19 protein-coding genes and 1 pseudogene are annotated in these 20262 nt (G+C 69.5%); 8 read left to right on the forward strand and 12 right to left on the reverse strand.

The window, feature by feature from the left end; all coding sequences use genetic code 11:
• Positions 1 to 51: 51 nt before the first annotated feature.
• A pseudogene (locus QIT00_RS04510) lies at positions 52 to 859 on the forward strand (IS5 family transposase).
• A 129-nt stretch (positions 860 to 988) separates the two neighbouring features.
• Here the strand turns inward: QIT00_RS04510 and gap are convergent.
• Both gap and QIT00_RS04520 read right to left on the reverse strand, forming a co-directional pair.
• Complete coding sequence (gap, locus tag QIT00_RS04515) at positions 989 to 2002, reverse strand: type I glyceraldehyde-3-phosphate dehydrogenase (protein ID WP_282533760.1); 1014 nt, start codon at positions 2000 to 2002, stop codon at positions 989 to 991.
• A 27-nt stretch (positions 2003 to 2029) separates the two neighbouring features.
• Positions 2030 to 3463 carry an MFS transporter gene (locus tag QIT00_RS04520; RefSeq protein ID WP_282533761.1) on the reverse strand — a complete coding sequence of 478 codons (1434 nt, stop codon included), beginning with the start codon at positions 3461 to 3463 and terminating at the stop codon, positions 2030 to 2032.
• A gap of 60 nt (positions 3464 to 3523) precedes the next feature.
• Here QIT00_RS04520 and QIT00_RS04525 point away from each other — a divergent pair, with 60 nt between their 5' ends.
• Positions 3524 to 4327 carry an ArsR/SmtB family transcription factor gene (locus QIT00_RS04525; RefSeq protein WP_282533762.1) on the forward strand — a complete coding sequence of 268 codons (804 nt, stop codon included), beginning with the start codon at positions 3524 to 3526 and terminating at the stop codon, positions 4325 to 4327.
• Positions 4328 to 4404: 77 nt separating this feature from the next.
• Here the strand turns inward: QIT00_RS04525 and QIT00_RS04530 are convergent, their stop codons facing one another.
• Positions 4405 to 4815, reverse strand: a complete 411-nt coding sequence (locus tag QIT00_RS04530; protein ID WP_282533763.1) for a cupin domain-containing protein — start codon at positions 4813 to 4815, stop codon at positions 4405 to 4407.
• Positions 4812 to 6740, reverse strand: coding sequence for an FAD/NAD(P)-binding protein (locus tag QIT00_RS04535; RefSeq protein ID WP_282533764.1), 1929 nt, complete (start codon positions 6738 to 6740; stop codon positions 4812 to 4814). Before QIT00_RS04535 ends, QIT00_RS04530 begins: the two co-directional genes overlap by 4 nt.
• 306 nt (positions 6741 to 7046) lie before the next feature.
• Between QIT00_RS04535 and QIT00_RS04540 the strand changes: the two genes are divergently transcribed.
• The 3 genes from QIT00_RS04540 to leuD are packed head-to-tail and all read left to right on the forward strand — an operon-like array spanning position 7047 to position 9653.
• Positions 7047 to 7628 carry a cysteine hydrolase family protein gene (locus QIT00_RS04540; RefSeq protein WP_282533765.1) on the forward strand — a complete coding sequence of 194 codons (582 nt, stop codon included), beginning with the start codon at positions 7047 to 7049 and terminating at the stop codon, positions 7626 to 7628.
• A 23-nt stretch (positions 7629 to 7651) separates the two neighbouring features.
• Positions 7652 to 9052, forward strand: coding sequence for a 3-isopropylmalate dehydratase large subunit (leuC, locus tag QIT00_RS04545; protein ID WP_282533766.1), 1401 nt, complete (start codon positions 7652 to 7654; stop codon positions 9050 to 9052).
• A gap of 10 nt (positions 9053 to 9062) precedes the next feature.
• Positions 9063 to 9653: a 3-isopropylmalate dehydratase small subunit gene (leuD, locus tag QIT00_RS04550; RefSeq protein WP_282533767.1), complete on the forward strand. Its 591-nt coding sequence runs from the start codon at positions 9063 to 9065 to the stop codon at positions 9651 to 9653.
• On the opposite strand, the gene QIT00_RS04555 is transcribed toward leuD, so the two are convergent.
• Positions 9608 to 10546: a LysR family transcriptional regulator gene (locus QIT00_RS04555; RefSeq protein WP_282533768.1), complete on the reverse strand. Its 939-nt coding sequence runs from the start codon at positions 10544 to 10546 to the stop codon at positions 9608 to 9610. The two genes, leuD and QIT00_RS04555, sit on opposite strands and share 46 nt — an antisense overlap.
• Before the next feature lie 288 nt (positions 10547 to 10834).
• Between QIT00_RS04555 and QIT00_RS04560 the strand changes: the two genes are divergently transcribed.
• The 3 genes from QIT00_RS04560 (at position 10835) to QIT00_RS04570 (ending at position 13443) form a co-directional block, all read left to right on the forward strand.
• Complete coding sequence (locus tag QIT00_RS04560; RefSeq protein ID WP_282533769.1) at positions 10835 to 11836, forward strand: TauD/TfdA family dioxygenase; 1002 nt, start codon at positions 10835 to 10837, stop codon at positions 11834 to 11836.
• Between the two features lie 116 nt (positions 11837 to 11952).
• A complete protein-coding gene (locus QIT00_RS04565) occupies positions 11953 to 13131 on the forward strand; it encodes a pyridoxal phosphate-dependent aminotransferase (protein ID WP_282533770.1) in 1179 nt (392 codons plus the stop codon).
• Positions 13132 to 13272: 141 nt separating this feature from the next.
• On the forward strand, positions 13273 to 13443 hold the full coding sequence (locus QIT00_RS04570; RefSeq protein WP_282533771.1) for a hypothetical protein: 171 nt from the start codon (positions 13273 to 13275) through the stop codon (positions 13441 to 13443).
• 102 nt (positions 13444 to 13545) lie between these two features.
• Here QIT00_RS04570 and QIT00_RS04575 read toward each other — a convergent pair whose 3' ends face one another.
• The 7 genes from QIT00_RS04575 to QIT00_RS04610 all read right to left on the reverse strand — a co-directional run bounded on the left by QIT00_RS04575 (position 13546) and on the right by QIT00_RS04610 (position 20224).
• Positions 13546 to 13704, reverse strand: a complete 159-nt coding sequence (locus QIT00_RS04575; protein WP_282533772.1) for a hypothetical protein — start codon at positions 13702 to 13704, stop codon at positions 13546 to 13548.
• Positions 13704 to 14129, reverse strand: a complete 426-nt coding sequence (locus QIT00_RS04580) for an NUDIX hydrolase (RefSeq protein WP_282533773.1) — start codon at positions 14127 to 14129, stop codon at positions 13704 to 13706. Before QIT00_RS04580 ends, QIT00_RS04575 begins: the two co-directional genes overlap by 1 nt.
• 168 nt (positions 14130 to 14297) lie before the next feature.
• Complete coding sequence (locus tag QIT00_RS04590; RefSeq protein WP_349017158.1) at positions 14298 to 15272, reverse strand: CHAD domain-containing protein; 975 nt, start codon at positions 15270 to 15272, stop codon at positions 14298 to 14300.
• A 178-nt stretch (positions 15273 to 15450) separates the two neighbouring features.
• Positions 15451 to 17826, reverse strand: a complete 2376-nt coding sequence (locus QIT00_RS04595; protein WP_408909721.1) for an RNA degradosome polyphosphate kinase — start codon at positions 17824 to 17826, stop codon at positions 15451 to 15453.
• Positions 17827 to 17943: 117 nt separating this feature from the next.
• Positions 17944 to 18909: an ABC transporter permease gene (locus tag QIT00_RS04600; RefSeq protein WP_282533775.1), complete on the reverse strand. Its 966-nt coding sequence runs from the start codon at positions 18907 to 18909 to the stop codon at positions 17944 to 17946.
• On the reverse strand, positions 18906 to 19796 hold the full coding sequence (locus tag QIT00_RS04605) for an ABC transporter ATP-binding protein (protein ID WP_282533776.1): 891 nt from the start codon (positions 19794 to 19796) through the stop codon (positions 18906 to 18908). Before QIT00_RS04605 ends, QIT00_RS04600 begins: the two co-directional genes overlap by 4 nt.
• On the reverse strand, positions 19793 to 20224 hold the full coding sequence (locus tag QIT00_RS04610) for a GntR family transcriptional regulator (protein WP_282533777.1): 432 nt from the start codon (positions 20222 to 20224) through the stop codon (positions 19793 to 19795). The genes QIT00_RS04605 and QIT00_RS04610 overlap by 4 nt, the downstream gene beginning before the upstream one ends.
• Between the last annotated feature and the right edge of the window lie 38 nt (positions 20225 to 20262).

The raw sequence follows: 20262 nt of genomic DNA on the forward strand, positions 1-20262 counted from the left end.
CTTAGAGGTTGTCTCACGTGGCGCTCGGCTGATGCGGCATGATGCTGCCCCGTGAGGGTTGATCAGTCTCGACGGCTCGTTCCGGACGAACTCTGGGAGCTGACAGCTCCGTTGCTGCCGAAGTTCACGTCGCGTCCGCAGGGCGGTGGTACTGCTCCGGTGGATGAGCGGGCGGTGTTCACCGCTGGTGTGTACGTGCTGACGAGCGGGTCTGGCGATATCTGCCGGAGTCTTTTGGCGCCTCGTCGGCCACCGCGCACCGCCGGTTCACTGCGTGGACCGAGGCCGGGCTGTGGCGGCGACTGCACCGGGCGGCGCTCGACGAGCTCGGTGCCAGAGGTGAGCTGGACGGGACGTCCGCGATCGTCGATGCCGCGTCGGTGCGGGCGAAAAGGGGGGCTCGCTGACCGGGCCGAATCCGGTCGATCGCGGCAAGAAGGGCAGCAAACTGCATGTGCTGTCCGAGGCTCAGGGCCTGCCGTTGGCCGTCGCTGTGTCAGGTGCGAACCTGCATGCCAGTCAGGCGTTCAAACCGCTGATCCTGGGCATACCTGCCATCCGCTCCCGGCGCGGACCATGCCGGAGACGACCGGTCAAGATCCGTGCGGACAAGGCATATCACTCCGCCGAACACCTCCGGTGGCTCCGCGGCCGGATCCCGCGGATTGCCCGGCCCGCCATCGAGTCCGGCGAGCGGCTCGGCCGACACCGCTGGAAGATCGAGCGGTCCATAGCTGGGCTCTTCGGCTACCGCCGCCTCGCCGTCCGGTACGAACGAAAGGGCAGCCACTTCCTTGCCTTCCTCGGCCTCGCCGCAGCCCTCACCTGCTACAAGAGACTCGCGAAGCTCGCTACGTGAGACACCCCCTTAATTCAGCCCCTCCCACATACCCAGCGGCCCGCCGGCCCAGCTCTCCGGGCCACGTCACATCGTCCACGCGGCCCGGAGGGGAAACCAAGGGAGGAAGCCTTCGGCGGCGCGGGCAGGTCAGTCGATGTCTCCCAAGGCACGAGCCACGTCGATGGTCCGGTGAGAGAACCCGGACTCGTTGTCGTACCACCCCATGACCTTCACCATGGAACCCCGCTGGTTGTCGCCGATGACCATGGTGAGTGGGGCGTCGAAGGTACAGGAGGCCGCGGTGCCGACGATGTCGGTGGAAACCAGCGGGTCCTCGCTGTAAACGAGGACGTCCTTGAGCGCACCGCCGGCCGCTTCCGCGAAGGCCGCGTTGACTTCCTCCACCGTGATGGAGCGTTCGAGTTCGACAGTCAGGTCGACGATCGAGCCGTCGATGACGGGCACCCGCACGGACAGACCGTCCATGAGTCCTGCGAGTTCGGGCAGGACCACGCCGATGGCCCGGGCGGCGCCTGTGGTGGTGGGGATGATGTTGTTGGCGGCGGACCGGGCGCGGCGGAAGTCGCGGTGCGGTGCGTCGTGCAGGCGTTGGTCGCTGGTGTAGGCGTGTGAGGTGTTCATCAGCCCGCGCCGGACACCGAAGTGCTGATGTAGCACCTGGGCAAGGGGGGCCGCGCAGTTGGTGGTGCAGGAGGCGTTCGAGACGATCTTGTGCGAGTCGTCCAGGAGGCCGTCGTTGATGCCGTAAACGACGGTGAAGTCGGCGTTCGTGGCCGGCGCGGAGATCAGGACGCGTCGCGCGCCTGCGTCGAGGTGCGCCGCGGCTGCGTTGCCGTCCGTGAAGACGCCGGTGGACTCGACGACGACGTCCACGTTCAGATCCGCCCAGGGAAGGTCGGCCGGGTTCTTCTCGCGCAGGACCGGGATCCTGCGCTCACCGATGACTAGTTTGCCGTCCAGGACGTCGACCGGCTCTTCCAGCCGACCATGGACGGAGTCGTAGCGCAGCAGATTGGCCAGGAGCTCGGGATCCGTCAGGTCGTTGACGGCGACGATTTCGATGTCCGGACGATTGAGCGCGACGCGGGTGACCGTCCGTCCGATACGGCCGAATCCGTTGATGGCGATGCGGGTTGCCATGGTGATGGTGCTCCTTGTGTCAGGAGGTCAGGCAGCGGTGCGCGCCTTTGTGTTACGCCAGGAGGACAGGGCGAGCAGGGCCGCGGCGAGGAAGGCTGCCGAGGCGATGAGCGCCGAGATGTGCAGGCCGGGGAGCAGGCCCCCGCCCGCGGTGAGGGAGGCGAAGAGGGCGACGCCGAGCGAGTTGCCGATCTGGCGTGCCACGTTGAACACCGCCGACGCCACACCCGCGTTCTCGGCGGGGGCGGCCTGCACGATGGCGGCGGTGGCCGCCGGGACCGTGCTCGGGGTGGCGAGGCCGGTCGCGATGAGGGCGGGCAGCAGCATCCAGTACGGGGTGTCGGGGCCGACGAGTAGCCAGCCGATGAACCCGGCGGACCCGAGTAGCAGGGCGCCGGTCATCGGTACGTACGGGCCGTAGCGGGCAGTCAGCCGGCCGGACAGGGGGGCCGCGACGACGGCCATGCACACCGTCGGCAGTAGGGCCAGACCGGCGCCGAGTGCGTCGTAGCCGCGCTCGTTCTGCAGGTAGAGCGTGGACAGGTAGAGCATGCCGTAGTAACCGAGGTTGAGCAGGACACCCACCGCGGCGGTGGAGGAGAAGCCGGGGGAGCGGAAGAGGGACAGGGGCAGCAGCGGCGGCTTCTGCGCGTTGCCGCGTGCCTCCATCTGCCGCTCGGCCAGGACGAACAGGATCAGCGTGACCACGGCGAGGGCCCCGGCGCCCAGCACCACGGGCGATGTCCAGCCCTGGGTGCCAGCCTCGTTGAGCATGCCCGCAAGCGCCAGCACGGCGACGATGCCCAGGACCTGGCCGAGGGGGTCCAAGCCGCGTGCCCCAGCCCGGCCTGCGGGTGCGGGAACGTGCTTGCGGGTGAGCCAGACGGCCAGCAGCGCGACGGGCGCGTTGAGCCAGAAGGCGGCGCGCCAGTTCAGGCCCGCCACCAGCAGACCGCCCACAAGGGGGCCTGCCGCGAATGCGACGCCCGAGATGCCGGCCCAGATGCCGAGGGCTTTGGCCCGCGCCGCCGGGGCCGGGTAGGCCGCGGTCAGCAGTGCCAGCGAGGTGGGTACCAGCAGGGCGCCGCCGGCACCCTGCGCCAGGCGCGAGGCGATGAGGGCCGCCGGGGTGGTGGCCAGGGCGCAGCCGACCGAGGAGAGTGCGAAGACGCCCAGGCCGGTGAGGAACACCTTCCGGTGCCCGAGCCGGTCACCGAATCCGCCGCCCATCAGCAGCAGACCGCCGAAGACGGCGCTGTAGCCGTCGACGACCCAGGCCATCTCGGAGACCCCCGCATGGACCGAGTCACGGACGACGGGGATGGCGACGGTGACGACGGTGACGTCCAGCATCACCAGGAAATAACCCAGACTGAGGGCGATGAGTGGGGGCCATGAGAGTCGGTCGGTCGCGGGGGGCGGCGCCGCATTCGCCGTTGCTGTTCCGGTCGTTGTGCTCATGCGGGATATCGTTGCCCTTCGATAGTTAGTGGTTGACCAAAGTGTGCTTGTATGGCGGGCATGGACGAAATCGCAGACCGAGCCGAGGACCGCGCCGCGGATCAAGCCGCCACGGACAGGACCGAGCCGGAACTGGCGCGCGCCGCACGCCTGCTGGCCAGCCCTTCCAGAGCCCGGATGCTCAAGGCACTGTCCGACGGTCGGCCGCTGGCGGTCACGGTCCTGGCGGCCGAGGCCGGCGTCAGCGTGCCCACGGCGAGCGTGCACCTTACGCAACTGGCCGAGGCCGGGCTCGTACACGCCGAACACATGGGACGGCACCGCTACTTCCGCCTGGCCAGTGCCGATGTCGCCGCTGCACTTGAGGCGTTGGCCGTCATCGCGCCGCCCGATCCCGCTCCGATGACCACCCTGCGTGCCCACAGCAGGAACCACGCGCTGCGACGGTCGCGCACCTGTTATGACCACCTCGCGGGGTCCCTGGGTGTGGCGCTCATGGGCGCCTTCCTCGATCAGGGGCTGCTGCGGGAGAAGAGTGATTCCGTGTCCGCTTCCCGCCCCGACCAGCCCGCCGCCTACGGCAGGCAGGCGAACTATCACCTGACTTCCCGAGGGAGCGAGCGATTTGCCGGGTTCGGTATCGACGTGGCCGAGTTGGTCCGCGGGCGGCGCCCTGCGGTGCGTTACTGCGTCGACTGGAGCGAGCGGCGCCATCATCTCGCTGGCGCTCTGGGAGCCGGGCTGGCTGCCCGCTTCTTCGATCTCGACTGGCTGCGCTACGGCATCTCGCCCCGCGTTGTCCATCTCACCGACGTCGGCAAGGATGGGGTGCGGAACGTTTTCGCGATCGACATCGCAGACTGAGCCCGAAACGGTGATGGGCGGGCCGGGAGACCCGCCCATCACCTCCTGGCGGCCCAGCTGCATTGTCCACGGCCGGGTCAGCCGACCTCGCGGGACACCGTGGGTGCCTCCCGCACCCCGAGCGCGGTGACGCCGGTCTCGGTTCGTACCCGGTGCACGCTGCCCGGGTCCTCGATGATCAGGTCGCCGACCGTGTAGCGGTCTCCGTTGTCGTTGATGAGCTCTCCGTCGAGGATGAACATCAGCTCGTAGCCGAGGTGTTCGTGCAGGTCACCGTGTGCGCCCGGGCCGAAGCGCACCAGGAACGCAGTCGCGCCTTGCGGTGCCTGGGTGGCGTACAACGGCCGTATCTGCACCCCCGCCCGGCCCGGCTCGTCCCAGCCGTACCAACCGAGGGCCTCGCGTCCCTCGGCCGTGAGCAGGCTGCGGAGCACCATGACGGTGCGCTGCTGGTGGGGTTCGGTCTGCGCTGCGAGCGTATCCCTCATACTGGAGCTCCTTGTTCTGATGCGGGGACGGTCTCTGCCGCGACCGTTACGGATATGGGTGCCGTGGCGACAGAGGTGGCCTTCGGCGCCACGTCGAGGGCCGCGGCGGCGACGGTGTCGGCATCGCGGATGAACTCGTTCCACGGCCCGGGGCGGCCACTGCCAACCAGCGTGAACCAGCGGGTGTGCTCGGTCGGCAGGCCCAGGACGGTCAGCCCGGTGTCCGGGCGGCCCTCGGCGGTCAACGGGTGGAACGAGGCGCGGGTGACAGCCACACCGCCGGTACGGAAGGCCGTCTCTCCCCCGCCGTTGACGAACTCCGTCCATACCCCGCGCCGGAGCAGGTTGACGGCGAGCGGGGATGGGTCGAGCGTCACGTCCGGGTTGGGGACGCGCGCGTCGATCAGGACGTCCGCGCGGATGGCCGAACCCGGGACGGCGCCGGAGGAGAGGACGAAGGAATCCGCCCCGGCGTCTGCGGTGAAGCGGGTCTCAGGCCCGACGACACGTAGCAGTCCGGCCTCAATGAGGGACATGGCGTAGCGCACTCGGATCCGCGGCGGTCCGGCCGCAAGGAAGGAGTGGCGCGGCGCGAAGTCGGCCAGGAAGCCACGATGGGCCTGCGGGTGGAACCCGGCGAAGTCCATCAGCTCGCGGATGACCCAGCGGGTGTCGCGCAGTACATCGAGGGAGGTCTTCAGGGCGTCGTCCACATTGCCGCGTTCGGCGTGCTCGAGATCGAGCCGCATCGCGTCGACCAGCGCCCGGTCGAAGTCGTCCACGCCGGTGAACGTCCGCCCCTCGAAGGGACGGCTGAGCTGCCACAGGTCTGGTGCCGTCGAAGTGTCCTGTACGCCGTACCGTTCCGCGAGTGCGAGTACGTCCGGCACGCCCTGCATCGACCGAGCGATGACCTCGTCGCGGAAGGCGTCCACCCGCTCCGGAGCCTCGAGGAGCAGTACCGCGGTGAAGTACGTCAGATGGATCTCGGCCAGCAGCCAAGGCAGCACGTCCCGGTCGAAGTCCAGGGGCGCGCCGGTGCTGTGCGCCCGGACGGTGTCCGGAGTGAACAGGGTGCTGCCGGACTTGTAGGCGGCCGTCTTCTGGTTGCGGCCGCGGGCCGGCAGCGGCACTCCGCTACGGGAGCCGACGACCATCCGGGGCTCGTCGCCGCTCGGCTCATAGCGGACCTCGCCATCCGGGCCCTCGATGAACTTGCCGCCGCGCCCGACGGTGAGCGCGTACATGATGTCGTAGAAGGACAGGCCGATGCCCACGATCCCGACGGTGGCCGTGGCGGGGATTTCGTCCAGCGGCATGTCGGCCGGGGAGTCGCCCCGTATGTAGCGCAGGTGCGGGCGGATGGCGGCAAATTCGGCGAGCTCGTGGTGCGCGCTGGCGAGGGCGGGTGTCGGGTGTCCCGTGGTGAGCACGACCCGGTCGGCTCTTAGCCAGCTACCGTCGGAGAGTCGGAGGGTGTACCCGACGGGGCTCGGCACGAGGTCTTCGACGGTGGCGGTGATGCGGTGCAGCGTCGCCGACGGCGGCAGACATGCCTCCGAGACGTCCACCACGTGGCGCATGTACTGCCCGTGAAGAGCGCGCGGGGCGTAGGCGTTGGGGTCGGCGTTCTCGGGATCGTGCTGCTCCCACCACTGAGCCAGCGACGGACCGGCGCCCGGGCGGGTGAGGCCGTCGTCCGGTGGTCCGGAGAACATGGTGACCTCGCCGCAGACGGTGTTCATCAGAAACCAGTCGGGCTGGTCGGAGCGCCAGATCCGGCCGCAGCCGACCTCCACGGCGTCCACCAGGAAGATGTCTGTCCTGCGGGGCGCGCCGTCGGCCAGCCGTGCGGCCAACCGCTCCAGTACCCCCACTCCCCGTGGGCCGCTGCCGACTATGACGATGCGATGTGAGTCTTCCACCACGTGGAACCTTTCGGCTTTTCGTCCGAGATGCAGCCCGGGCCCCTGGATCTTTTGGAATCAAGGGCCCGGGCAGGCTCCAAGGGATTCTGGGTGAACCCTCGAAGGGAAACGCGAATATCTACTCGCGGCGAGCAGGCTAGCGGAATTCCGGCAGGTGGATCAAACAACTTTATTCATGCCGTCATGAGTCTGATTCATGGAAATAGCGGAGGCTTCCGGGTGGCAGCTATTCTTACGCTGTACGTACTTGATTCGCCACAGGTGAAATCAGTCATTCGACTCCAGCAATAGTGGAGACACATCGTGGGACGCCCCGCACTCATTCTCATGGACCTCATCAACGACGTCGTCCACCCCGACGGCAGCTACGCCCAGGAGGGCTACGCGGAGCAGGTCGCCTCCCGTGGCGTACTCGAGCGAGCCGCCGCCGCGGCGGACCTCGCCCGGGAACAGGACATCCCGGTCATACACGTGACCGTCGGCTTCTCCTCCGGCTATCCCGAATGGCCCGCCGGCTCTCCCGTGTTCGCGCCGTGCCGCGACGAGAAGCGTCTTCAGCTCGGCGCATGGGGTACCGAACAGCATGAACGAGTGCGGCCGCGCCCCGATGAAGTGCTGATCGCCAAGCACCGGCTGAGCCCCTTCCACGGCACCCCGCTGGATGTCGTCCTGCGCGCCCAGGGCGTGGACCGGCTGCTGCTGGGCGGGGTGTCCACCGACCTCGTGGTGATGTCGGCGGCTCGTGACGCGCACGACCGAGACTTCCACGTAGAGATCCTGGAGGACGCCACTGCCGCCGCTAATACCGAGCTGCACCAGGCCGCAGTTAGGCTCCTGGCTCGTACTGCCACCGTGACCGGCGTCGCCCAGGCCCTGTCCCACTGACCGCCATCGCACGAGGAGCGCCCATGGGTTCGACCCTGGCCGAAAAGGTATGGAACGCGCATGTCGTCCCCTCTGGCGACAGCGGCGAGGACCTGCTGTACATCGATCTGCACCTGCTGCACGAGGTCAACACCCCGCAGGCGTTTGACGGCCTGCGGGCCTCCGGGCGGCGGGTTCGGCGCCCTGACCTGACGCTGGGCACCGAGGACCACAACATCCCCACCATCGCCGTCGACAAGCCCATCAAGGACCCGGTCGCCCGCCGCCAGTCCGAGCTGATGCGCAAGAACTGTGCCGACTTTGACATCCCGCTGCTGCGCATAGGCGACCCTAAGCAGGGCATCGTCCACGTCATCGGCCCGGAACTCGGCCTGACCCGCCCCGGCATGACGATCGTGTGCTGCGACTCGCACACCACCACCCAGGGGGCCTTCGGCGCGCTCGCTTTCGGCATCGGGACCAGCCAGGTCGAGCACGTGCTGGCCACCCAGACCCTCGCGATGAAGCGCCCCCGCGACATGGCCGTCACCGTGAACGGCACCTTGCGCCCCGGTGTGACGGCGAAGGACCTGGTCCTCGCACTCATCGCCGAGATCGGAACCGCGGGCGGCCAGGGCCACATCGTGGAGTACCGAGGCACCGCCATCGACGCCCTGTCGATGGAAGGACGGATGACCCTGTGCAACATGACGGTCGAGGCGGGCTCGCGCGCCGGGATGATCGCCCCCGACGCCACGACGCTGGAGTACCTCGCCACACGCCCGGGCATGCCGCAGGGCGCCGCCTGGGACGCGGAGGCTGAGCACTGGAAGGGACTGCGCAGCGATCCCGACGCGGTGTTCGACAAGGGGATCGTCCTGGACGGTGACGCCGTGTCCCCGTTCGTGTCGTGGGGCACGAACCCAGCCCAGAGCGTGCCGCTGAACGGCTTGGTCCCGGCCCCCGACGCCTTCGCCACCGAGTCGGAGCGCGCGGCGGCCCGCCACGCCTTGGAGTACATGGCACTGACCCCCGGGATGGCGATGCGGGATGTGCCGGTGGACTCAGTGTTCGTCGGCTCCTGCACCAACGGCCGGATCGAGGATCTGCGCGCCGTCGCGCAGACCCTCGACGGCCGCAAGGTGGCCGACGGAGTCCGGATGATGATCGTGCCGGGGTCGGCGAGCGTACGCCGACAAGCGGTCGCGGAGGGACTGGCCGACGTGTTCGACCGGGCGGGCGCGGACTTCCGGGCCGGCGCCGGCTGCTCGATGTGCGCGGCCCTCAACGAGGACCGGCTGCGCCCCGGGGAGCGGGCCGCCTCAACCAACAACCGCAACTTCGAGGGCCGACAGGGCCGCGGGTCGCGGACCCACATCGTCTCACCGGCGGTCGCCGCCGCCACCGCCGTGTCCGGGCGGCTGGCAGCCCCCGACGACCTGTAAGGAGGTTGCCTTGGAGAAGTTCACCGTCCATCACGGAACCGCAGTGCCACTGCGGCGCAGCGACGTCGACACCGACCAGATCATCCCGGTGCGGTTCCTTAACCACTCCGAGCGCACGGGACATGCCGACTCGCTGTTCGCCGACTGGCGCACGGATCCCGACTTTGTGCTCAACCAGCCCCAGTACCAGGGCGCCAGTGTGCTGATCGCGGGCAACGACTTCGGCACTGGCTCCTCCCGCGAGTACGCGGTGTGGGCCCTGCTGAACTATGGCTTCCGCGCCGTGGTCGCACCGCGCTTCGGCGACATCTTTCACGGCAACGCCCTGATGAACGGCCTGCTTCCGGTCATCCTGCCCGAGGGGACAGTCGAGCGGCTGTGGAACGAGGTCACCGATGAGCCGACCCGTCAGTTCACCATCGACCTCACGCAGTCCCACCTGAGCTGCGGGCAAATCAACGCCTCCTTCCACGTAGAGGAGGGGGCCAGGCGCCGGCTGCTGTCGGGCCTCGACCTCATCGCCGACACCCTGCGGCACGAGGACTCCATTGCCTCTTACGAGAGAACACGCCGGTCGGCCATGCCGACGACGTCGCTCTGAAGTCCGGCAAGAGCCCGCAGTTCGTTGATCCGCCGCCCGGCGACCTGCCGGGCGGCGGCGGCAAACGCCCGCACCCGGCCGTCGTCGCCCTCCTCAGCTTGGGTACTGATGGACAGCTGACGCGAGCGGCCGGGAACCAGCTCCAGGATCTGCAGATCGGGCAGCACCGTCGGCAGGACGGTGTCCGGCAGGATCGTCGCGCCCAGCCCCTCACCGACCATGCACAGCACGGTGTTCAGGTCGCGTATGTGGTGTGAGACCACCAACTCTCCGTCCGCTTCGCGCAGGGCGCGCAGTATCGCCGCCTCGGGGTCCCAGGAAGGAATGATCAGCGGAAGGCGCGCCACCTGCCCGTATGCCACGGATCGGGCGCCGGCGAGCGGATGGTCCCGGGCTACCAGGGCGTACAGCGTCTCGCGCACCAAGGGCGCCGTGGCTACCCCGGGCGGCGTGGAGTAGGTGATGCCCACGTCCACCGCGCCGGCCCGCAGCCAGCGGCATATCTGCTTGTCGTCGGACTCTCTAACTGTGATGGAGGGCTCCCGGCCCGTGGCAGCGAGCTCCGCCATCAGTCGCGGCAGCAGTTGCGAGGCGAAGCTAGGCACTGTCGCTACCCGCAGCGGACTGTCGGCGGTCCGGGCGCTACGTGCCCGCACCGCCACCAGTTCAGCGTGGTGGACCACAGCCCGGGCATGCTGCAGGGCCCTTCTGCCCTCGGGGGTGAGCAGGACCCCGCTGCGCTCGCGTTGCAGCAGCGTCACCCCGAGTTCTTTCTCCAACGCCGCCACCGCGTGACTCACCGCCGACTGACTGGTGCCGAGCCGCAGCCCGGCCCGGGTAAAGCTTTCCGTCTCAGCCACGGCAACGAAAGCTGAACACTGTGACAGTTTCACCAGGTCTCCTCAGAACAAATTCCAGGCGCCTTAAGCGAAGTTCTTCATGCAAAGGGCTCATGGCGCGGCGGCCACAGTAATCACAGTGTGACGACATCGGGTTGCGGCGTCCGCGAATGAAGGAGCGGTGCCCGAAATTCCTCCACCTTCCTGATGGGTGGCTCCACCTTTTGATGAGGTCCGTTGACGACCGCATTGGGCTCGTCGAATATTTCTTCCCGAATCCCCCACGTGGCCGTTGTCGGCATATACGCGTGGTGACTCTCGATCAGGATCAGGAAGCGAGCGATGCGCCCCATCCATGCGCTGGACAAGTCGGAACACGACGAGCTGTACAACCTCCTAGACTCCATTGGGAAGCATCCATACGAGGACTACCCGGCCTTCTCACAGGCGATCACGGACCTGATCGACCAGGGTCGCGTCCCCGCCTTCTTCACCGAGGTTTGCGGCCGCATCAAGGGTGAGCGCCACTCCGGTGTCTCGCAGGCGCACGTCCTGCGTAACGTTCCCATCGATGCCGAAGTGCCGGTCCTCGATCACGACGACCCGGTCAGTGACAAGCACAAGAAGAAGAAGACCTTCGTGGGTGAGGCGCTGCTGGAGCTGTTCAACCAGCTCGTCGGAGCGCCGCTGCTCACCTACGCCCGCAACAACGGCGACTTCTTCACCGACGTCGTCGCATACAATCGCTTCGACGGAATGTTCAGCGGTTACAGTGACAGCGAGCTCTACTTCCACAACGACCGCACGGCCCACCCGGTCCGCGCCGACTACATCTCCCTGCTGGGCATGCGCTGCCCCGATGATGTCATCTACACCGGGTATGTCGACGGCACGGCGCTGCTGGAACACCTCGACGAGGACACGCAGAAGACGCTGCGTCAGCCCTACTTCGTCACTGGCTTCGACGTCTTCTCTCGGGAGTTCAACCCGGCGCTGACCGAGTCCGAGAAGCACGCGATCATCTACAACCATCACAGCTTCCGGTACATGGACACCGCGACAACCGTCGCCCCTGACGCTCCCGTTGAGGCCCGGGACGCGCTCATCGCGGTCAAGGACGCGCTCGCGAAGGCCACCAAGCAGCGCCACCGCATCCTCACCGGCGACTTGTTCGTACTGGCCAACCAGGACGGCATGCACAGCCGGGAGAAGATCGAGATCCACGACCCAGTGAAGGCCAAGTCCCGCTGGCTCCTCAAGACGTACGCCTTCCGCGACGACGACACCGCCGACTCCTACGCCGAGGCGTGGGTCGACGGCGTACGGGGCCGCGTAGCCCACTGACACCGGACACGTCCGGAAGCCCCTGGGCGTCAGCACCTCGTCCCGCGCCGCCCGCGCATCATCCCCGTGCGGGCGGCGCCGCCTCATCTTCGTGCGCTACCGACAGGAGAACCCCTGTGCCCGTCTCTCGCGTGGCCTCCCGCTTCGCTGGGATCGAGAAATCCCCGACCTACGCAATCCTCGACCTAGCCTCGGAACTGCGTGCCCAGGGCGAGTCGATCCTCGACCTCAACGGCGGTGAGCCCGACTTCGACACACCTAGCCACATCACCGCCGAGGCCACGCAGACGCTGAACAGCGGCTTCACCCACTACACGCCCAGTCGTGGCCTGCCCGCGCTTCTGACAGCCATCGGGGACAAGCTGCTGAAGGACAACGGCGTGGCCGTGGACCCAGCCCGCCAGATCATCGTCACCCCCTCGGCCAAGCACGCCCTGTTCCTCTCGGTCATGACGCTGCTCGGCCCGGGTGATGAGCTGCTGATTCCCACGCCAAGCTGGGTCAGCTACCCCGCCATGGTCCGCCTCGCCGCCGCGGAACCGGTTTTCGCCCCGCTGAGCGCGGACAACGGTTTCCGTATCACCCGGGAGCTTCTGGAGGAGCGCCTCACCCCGCGTACACGCGCGCTCCTGATCAACAACCCGAACAACCCGACCGGCAATGTCCTCACCACCGCCGAGGCCGAGGCCGTTGCGGATGTCGCCCGGGATCACGACCTGTTCGTCATCACGGACGAGATCTACGAGAAGGTTCGCTTCCGCGGCGAACATGTCAGCATCGCGGCGTTGCCCGGCATGGCCGACCGCACCGTCACGGTCAATGGCTTCTCCAAGGGCTACGCCATGACCGGCTGGCGCCTCGGCTATGTAGCAGCACCTGAGGACGTGTCGGCCCAAATGCTGAAGGTGCAGCAGCACACCGTGGGCTGCGCCGGCTCCTTCGTGCAGCGGGGTGGGATCAGCGCGCTGACCGGCCCCCAGGAACCCATCGACAGGATGCGAACGGCCTACGAGTCCCGCCGGGACCTCCTAGTGGAGGGCCTCTCCAGCATCCCCGGCTTCGTCTGCCCGAGCCCGGACGCCGCCCTCTACGCCTTCTGCGACATCAGCGGCACCGGGTTTGCCGACCCCACGGCCTTTACGACCTGGCTACTGCGTGAAGCCAAAGTGGCGGCTACGCCCGGCTCAGCATTCGGCCCTGGCGGCGAGCGGCACATCCGGATGGCCTTCGCCACGGATGAGGAGACACTCGGCGAAGCCGTGGATCGGATCAAGAGGGCTATGGCACGGCAGTAATGATCCTCGTCGGAATGGCCCTCGGCCGGTGTGGATACACCGGCCGAGGGCCATTCCGTAGTGGGGGTTGTGCCGTCTACCGCGGGCCTGGACCTGCCGATCAACACGGACCTACGAGACGCGCGGGCCGAGGCGACGGTGATGGTGACGGAACTCGCGCGCGACTTCCACGACACCGACGTCGAGGTGAACTGGGATCCGTCCCCAGGAGCGCCCTGGTCATGGACCGCCCAAGTCACCCTCGCCGCCGAAAACGAACCTCCTTCGCCGGACACCGAAGGCCAAAACGGCAAGCTCAGGCAACCATCCTGAGCCGTCCCATCGCCTCCTGCGCAGGCGGCTCCATGTCCACATCAGCGAAAGGGACCCGCACAGGGCACCTGCTTGCCCTACACGGGCCCGGCTCTCCAGGCCCTACGCGGCCTCAGTGGGCTGCACGCCATCGAAGAGAGCAGAGAGAATCCCCCGCTGCTCCGAACTCGGCGCCGGTGCCGACTCCAGCTCGGAAGCGATCCAGCCGTCCACGCTGACCTTGGCAGGGCCGTCCCAATGGTGCTCCGTCTGTGCTGTCATCACAGCACCTCCCCGGCCGCGTGAAGGGCACCCAGCAGAGCGTCGACCAGCTCCTTGTCACGCCTTTGGGTCAGTTGGTCCCGAGCGGCGGCGGGGGAGAGCCAAAGGAGCCGGGACACCTCCCGGTTCGGGACGAAGGTGCCGCGAGCGGCCTCGGCCGCCCAATAGCGGACCTCCTTGGGGCGACCCTCCACCCGGTACCGGACGGTGGGCAGCTCGGGGCCCAGCTCACACGTCATGCCGGTCTCTTCCAGCACTTCCCGGACGGCGCCGTCCCGGGCGTCTTCGCGGTGCTTCAGTTTGCCTTTCGGGTGGGACCAATCTGCCCACTTCGGTCGATACACCAGGGCAAGCTCGATGCCGTCGCCGGAGTGCGAGCGACGCCACAGCAGGCAGCCTGCCGCATGGATCGTTGAGTCAGGCATGACGATACTCCGGGCTGAAACCGGCTCTGAACTGCGGTTTTGTTGACCGTTGCTTGTGATCATACGGGTCGTCGTACTTCGGCCGGTGGACCAGGCACACCTGAAGCCCGGAGGGCGACTGCCGCCACAGCACGCAGCCTGCCGCGAGGATCGGGGGCGGGGCCGGGGTCATGGGGTGCTCACGGCGCGGTCCGGGGAGGCGTTCCGGCGCCAGACCGCCTGGAAGGCGAAGCGGGCCGCCTCCACGTCGTGGCGCTGGTCGGCGTGGAGCACGCCGAGTGCGTACGCGGTGGCCGGGGCGATGCGCGGGGTGCGGGCGGCGGAGGCCGCGGCCGTGGCGGCCTCGGCGGCGTCGCGGTGGCGGTCGAGCGCCTGGCCCGCGCCGATCAGGCGGACGTCGTGGCCGGGTTCAAGGCCGATGGCCTCCTGGGCGTACCGGTGCAGCCGGAGCAGCAGCCGTACCTGGTGCCAGGGCGTGTCCTGGGACTCGGGGGCGGCGTCGGTGCCGAGGCCGTGCAGGAGCGCCTCGGCGTTGTACGGATGTCCGGCCCGTACGAGCGGAAGGGCCGCTACCGCTTCGTTCAGGCGGGCCTCGACGTCCGCCGCGAACGGCGCGAGCGGGTGGCCGGACGCGTCCCGGCGCAACGGCACCTCGCTGGCGAGCACGGCGACCGCGTCCGCGACCGCGTGGAAACGGGACGAGCCGAGCGCCTGCAGGGCCGTGGAGTGGGCGCGGGTCCTGGCCAGGGTGAGCTGACGCTCGACCAGCGCGCCCGCCTTGGCCGCGCCGACGGTCAGGCCGCCGTTCTGGGTGGGTACGGCGGGGGCGCGCCCCACGACCGGGCCCGCCGGGGAGAGCCGGTGCAGGGCGCCGATGAGCCGGTCGAGGCGGGCCGCGTGGGCGTGCTCGCGCGCCAGCGTGCCGGAGAGCCAGGCGAGTTCGGCGCGCAGCTGGTCCGACCACTCGGCGTCGAGCAGCGGCCGGAAGGTGTGCAGGGTGCCGCTGATCCGGCGGGCCGCGGCGCGCAGGGCGAGGGCGGGTTCGGCGGCCTCCTCCGTACTGCTCTCCCGGTGCTGGCGCAGGGCGCGCAGGAATTCCGTGGCCTGCGCGCGCAGATAGCGCGCGAGCACCTCCCCGGCCACGGGAGCCCCGGCCGCGGGGGCCCCGGCCACAGAGGCCCCGGCCACGGGAGCCCCGGCCGCGGGGGCCCCGGCCACAGAGGCCCCGGCCACGGGAGCCCCGGCCGCGGGGGCCCCGGCCACAGAGGCCCCGGCCGCGGAAGCCCTGGCCACGGAGGCCTTGGCCGTGGGGGTGTCGCTGTCAGGGTGTCGCTGAGCCACGCCGGCGCCTCCGGGCGTCAATGAGCATCTCCTGTACGTTCCGCAGCGGCTGGCCCGCTGCTTCCCCGCTGTCGGCGATCGCCTGCCGGGTCCAGTCGCCGTCCGGGCCGAGGTGCCAGGAGGCGGTGGAGTCGGACATGCCGGTCTCCAGAAGGCGGTTGAGGGCCGCGCGGTGGGCCGGGTCCGTGACCCTGACCAGCGCCTCGATACGGCGGTCGAGGTTGCGGTGCATCATGTCGGCGCTGCCGATCCACACCTCGGGTTCGCCGCCGTTGCCGAAGGCGAACACCCGGGAGTGTTCGAGGAAGCGGCCGAGGACGGACCGGACCCGGATGTTCTCCGAGAGCCCGGTGACGCCGGGGCGGATCGCGCAGATCCCGCGGACCCAGATGTCGACCGGTACGCCCGCCGTCGAGGCCCGGTAGAGCGCGTCGATGACGGCCTCGTCGACCATCGAGTTGACCTTGATGCGGACATGGGCGGGGCGGCCCGCGCGGTGGTGCTGGACCTCCTTCTCGATCCGGGAGACCAGTCCGTCGCGCAGGGACCTGGGGGCGACCAGGAGGCGGCGGTAGGTCTCGCGGCGCGAGTAGCCGGAGAGCCGGTTGAAGAGGTCGGAGAGGTCCGCGCCGACCTGCTGGTCGGCGGTGAGCAGCCCGAGGTCCTCGTACAGGCGGGCCGTCTTCGGGTGGTAGTTGCCGGTGCCGACGTGGCTGTAGCGGCGCAGCGTCTCGCCCTCCTGGCGGACCACGAGCGACAGCTTGCAGTGCGTCTTCAGGCCGACGAGCCCGTACACGACATGGCAGCCGGCCTCCTCCAGCTTGCGGGCCCACTTGATGTTGGCCTGCTCGTCGAAGCGGGCCTTGATCTCGACCAGGACGAGGACCTGCTTGCCGGACTCGGCGGCGTCGATGAGGGCGTCCACTATCGGGGAGTCGCCCGAAGTCCGGTACAGGGTCTGCTTGATGGCGAGGACGTCCGGGTCGGCGGCGGCCTGTTCCAGGAAGGCCTGTACGGAGGTGGAGAACGAGTCGTACGGGTGGTGCAGGAGCACGTCGCGCTCGCGCAGGGCCGCGAAGATGTCGGGCGCGGAGGCCGATTCGACCTCGGCGAGGTCGCGGTGGGTGCCCGCGACGAACTTCGGGTACTTCAGCTCGGGCCGGTCGAGGCCCGCTATGCCGAAGAGGCCGGTGAGGTCGAGCGGCCCCGGCAGCGGGTAGACCTCGGCCTCGGAGATCTTCAGCTCGCGGATGAGCAGGTCGAGGATGTGCCGGTCGATGGACTCCTCGACCTCCAGGCGCACGGGCGGGCCGAAGCGGCGCCGCATGAGCTCCTTCTCCAGGGCCTTGAGGAGGTTCTCGGCGTCGTCCTCCTCCACCTCCAGGTCCTCGTTCCTGGTGACCCGGAACATGTGGTGGGCCTCCACCTCCATGCCGGGGAACAGCTCTTCCAGGTGCGCGGGGGCGGCGATGACGTCCTCGACGGGGACGTACCGGCCGGGCGATGCCTCCAGGAAGCGGCTGAGCAGCGGCGGGACCTTGACGCGGGCGAAGTGCCGGTGCCCGCTGACCGGGTTGCGCACGACGACGGCCAGGTTGAGGGAGAGGCCCGAGATGTACGGGAAGGGGTGCGCCGGGTCGACAGCCAGCGGGGTCAGTACGGGGAAGATCCGCTGCCGGAACAGGGTGAAGAGGCGGGCCTGCTCCTTCTCGGTGAGCTCCGCCCAGCGGATGATCCCGATGCCCTCGTCGGCGAGCGAGGGCGCGACGTCCTCCTGGAAGCAGGCGGCGTGCCGGGCCATGAGCTCGCGGGTGCGGGTCCAGATCAGGTCGAGGACCTCGCGGGGCTGCAGTCCGGAGGCGGAGCGGGTGGCGACGCCGGTGGCGATACGGCGCTTCAGTCCGGCCACGCGGACCATGAAGAACTCGTCCAGGTTGGACGCGAAGATCGCCAGGAAGTTGGCGCGCTCCAGGAGGGGGGTGTGCGGGTCCTCGGCGAGCTCGAGCACCCGCTCGTTGAACGCGAGCCAGCTGCGCTCCCGGTCCAGGAACCGCCCCTGCGGCAGCTCGGCGCCGGCCCCGCTCTCGACGTACCGCTCGTACCCCTCGTACGTGTCGAGGTCGGCGTCGATGTCCGGTTCCAGGTCGGAGACGGCGGCGGCGACGGTGTGCGGGCGGTGGGCCGCGATGGAACCAACTGACGGCTGGACGTTCTGGGCGTTCTGGGCGTGCTGAGCAGCTGCCTGTGCGCTGGCCTTGTTCATGAAGCCATTGTTCCGCGTGGCGGCGGTTCCGGGCGCGCCGAACAGCCCCGTTCTGGGAGACGGGATCTCGGGGTCGGGTACGGCGGGCTGCATTCCGTGAGCGTCGCAAGGCTGCCTGAACCGTTGGTTACGGCGACATGACGTGGGGGACATCGGCGAGCGACCCCAAGGCGTCCGTGCGTGCCCCGGGGTCGCCCGCCGATGTGTGGCTCAGGGCGTGCGGCGCCGCAGTACCAGGAACGCGGCCCAGACGGCGGCCGCCGCGAGGGCGAGGACGATGCCGGTCTCGATGAACTGGGTGTACCAGAAGTGGGAACGCGGGTGGTAGTCGAGGAACCAGCCCGTGATCCGGGTGTCTGAGGGGCACGAGAAGTGTGCCATCTGGTCCGGGATGCACGCGCGGGCGACGAAGCGCTCGCCTGCGGCGTTGGTGACGCCGGAGTCGGTCATGAAGGCGCCGCGCGGCAGGGCCTTGATCCAGAGCGGCTCCATGGTGGTCGTGGGCCCGGAGGCCTGGGTGACCGGCACGAGCTGCCAGCGCAGGCTGCCGAGGAGCGCGAGCACGGCGCCGGTGACGAGGCCGGTGAGCGAGGCGGCGAGCAGGGTGCGGCGCACGAGCAGCCCGGTCAGGGTGCCGACGGCCACGGCGAACAGGCAGTACGCGACGAGGACGGGGCCGCTCGCCTCGTACATGCCGCGGTCGGCCCAGTGCATGTTCGAGCTGCCGAGCAGGTCGGCGGCGCCGAAGCGGAAGACGGCCATGAGGGTGAGGGCGACGGCGGCGCCGATCGCCGCGGCCGTGGTCAGCCGGGAGGCGAGCCAGCGGACGGGCGTGACGGACTGCGTCCAGGCCAGCTTGTGGGCGCCGGACTCCAGCTCGCGGGCGACGAACGGGCCGGCGACGAAGACGCCGACGGCGAGCGGCAGCAGCAGCAGGGCGTGCGAGGCCTTCAGCATGGCCTCCCGGAGCAGGTACTCCCCGTCGGGGAAGCCGAGGAAGGTGGCTTCGCAGGGGCCGGACCCGCAGTCCGAGACGGGCGGGTAGGCGCCCGCGCCCCAGCGCAGGAAGGCGGTCACGGCGGCGGCGAGGAGTACGGCGCCGAGCAGGGTGCGCAGGGCGGTGCGGTGCAGGCGCAGCTCCACCCAGCGGGGGCCCTTGAGGGTGGCTGTACTCACCGCGCCACCTTCCGCTCGGCCTCGGGCGTCAGGAGCGCGGGGGTTCCGGGGGAGCGGAGATGGGCGAGCAACAGGTCCTCCAGGGACGGTTCCTGGGCCTCCCAGTCGGCGGCTATCGGGCCGTCGGGGCGGATCAGGGCAGTGGTGCCGCGCCCGGTCGCGCGGGACTCGACGACGGTGTGCGGGGCGAGTTCGGCGGCGGGACGGCGGCCGGTGACCAGACAGTGCGCGGCGACCAGGTCGTCGATGGGGCCGCCGAGGCGGATCCGGCCGCCGGAGACGAGCAGCAGGTGGTCGCAGGAGTCGGCCAGCTCGCCGACGATGTGCGAGGACATCACGACGGTGGTGCCGTGCTCGGCGGCCTGGGCCATCAGGGTGCCCATGAGCTGGTGCCGGGCGAGCGGGTCGAGGTCGGCCATCGGCTCGTCGAGGAGCAGCAGTTCGGCCCGCTTGCCGAGGGCGAGGGCGAGCGCGACGCGGGTGCGCTGCCCGCCCGAGAGCGTACGGACCCGTGCGGCCGGGTCCAACTCCCCTTCTTCTACGACACGTTGGGCGAACTCGGCGTCCCATCGGTCGGGGTTGAGCTCGGCGCCGAGGCGGAGCGTGTCGGCGATGCTGAGCTGCGGGTGGAGCGGCTTGTCCTGGGCGACGTACGCGATCCGGGCGCGGGCGGCGGCCGGGGTGGTGCCGAGGACGGTGAGGCGGCCCGCGGTGGGGCGGGCGAGCCCGGCCGCGAGGGCGAGGAGCGTGGACTTGCCCGCGCCGTTCGGGCCGACGACCGCGCAGATCCGGCCGGTGGGCAGCCGGAAGGAGCAGTCGTCGAGCGCCGGGCCGCGGCGCCCGTACGTCTTGCCCAGTGCGGCCGCCTCGATGGCGCTTCCGGTCATGCGGGGTCTCCCTTGGCTGTGCGCTTCGGTCGGGTGGGCCGGTCCGTCGGCTGCTGCGTGAACTGCTCTTCGAGTACGGCCGTGAACAGGGCTGCCACGTCGTCCCGTTCGAGCCCCGCGGCGCGGGCGCGCTCGGCCCAGCGGCTGAGTTCGCCGTGCAGCGGGGAGTCGGCGGGTGCGGAGCCCAGTGACTTCGTCACGAAGGTGCCGAGGCCGCGGCGGGCCTCGACCAGGCCCTCGCGTTCCAGTTCGCGGTAGGCCTTCAGCACCGTGTTCGGGTTGATGGCCGTGGCCTCGACGACCTCGCGGGCCGTGGGCAGCTTGTCGCCCGGTTCCAACAGGCCGAGGCGCAGGGCCTGTTTGGTCTGCTGCACGAGTTGGACGTACGTGGCGACACCGCTGCGCCGGTCGATCCGGTAGGCGAACACGTCTGCTCAACCCCCTTTCACTAATCAAGTAGTGAAAG

The sequence above is a fragment of the Streptomyces luteolus genome (assembly GCF_029968015.1).
GTDB classification, from domain to species: domain Bacteria; phylum Actinomycetota; class Actinomycetes; order Streptomycetales; family Streptomycetaceae; genus Streptomyces; species Streptomyces luteolus.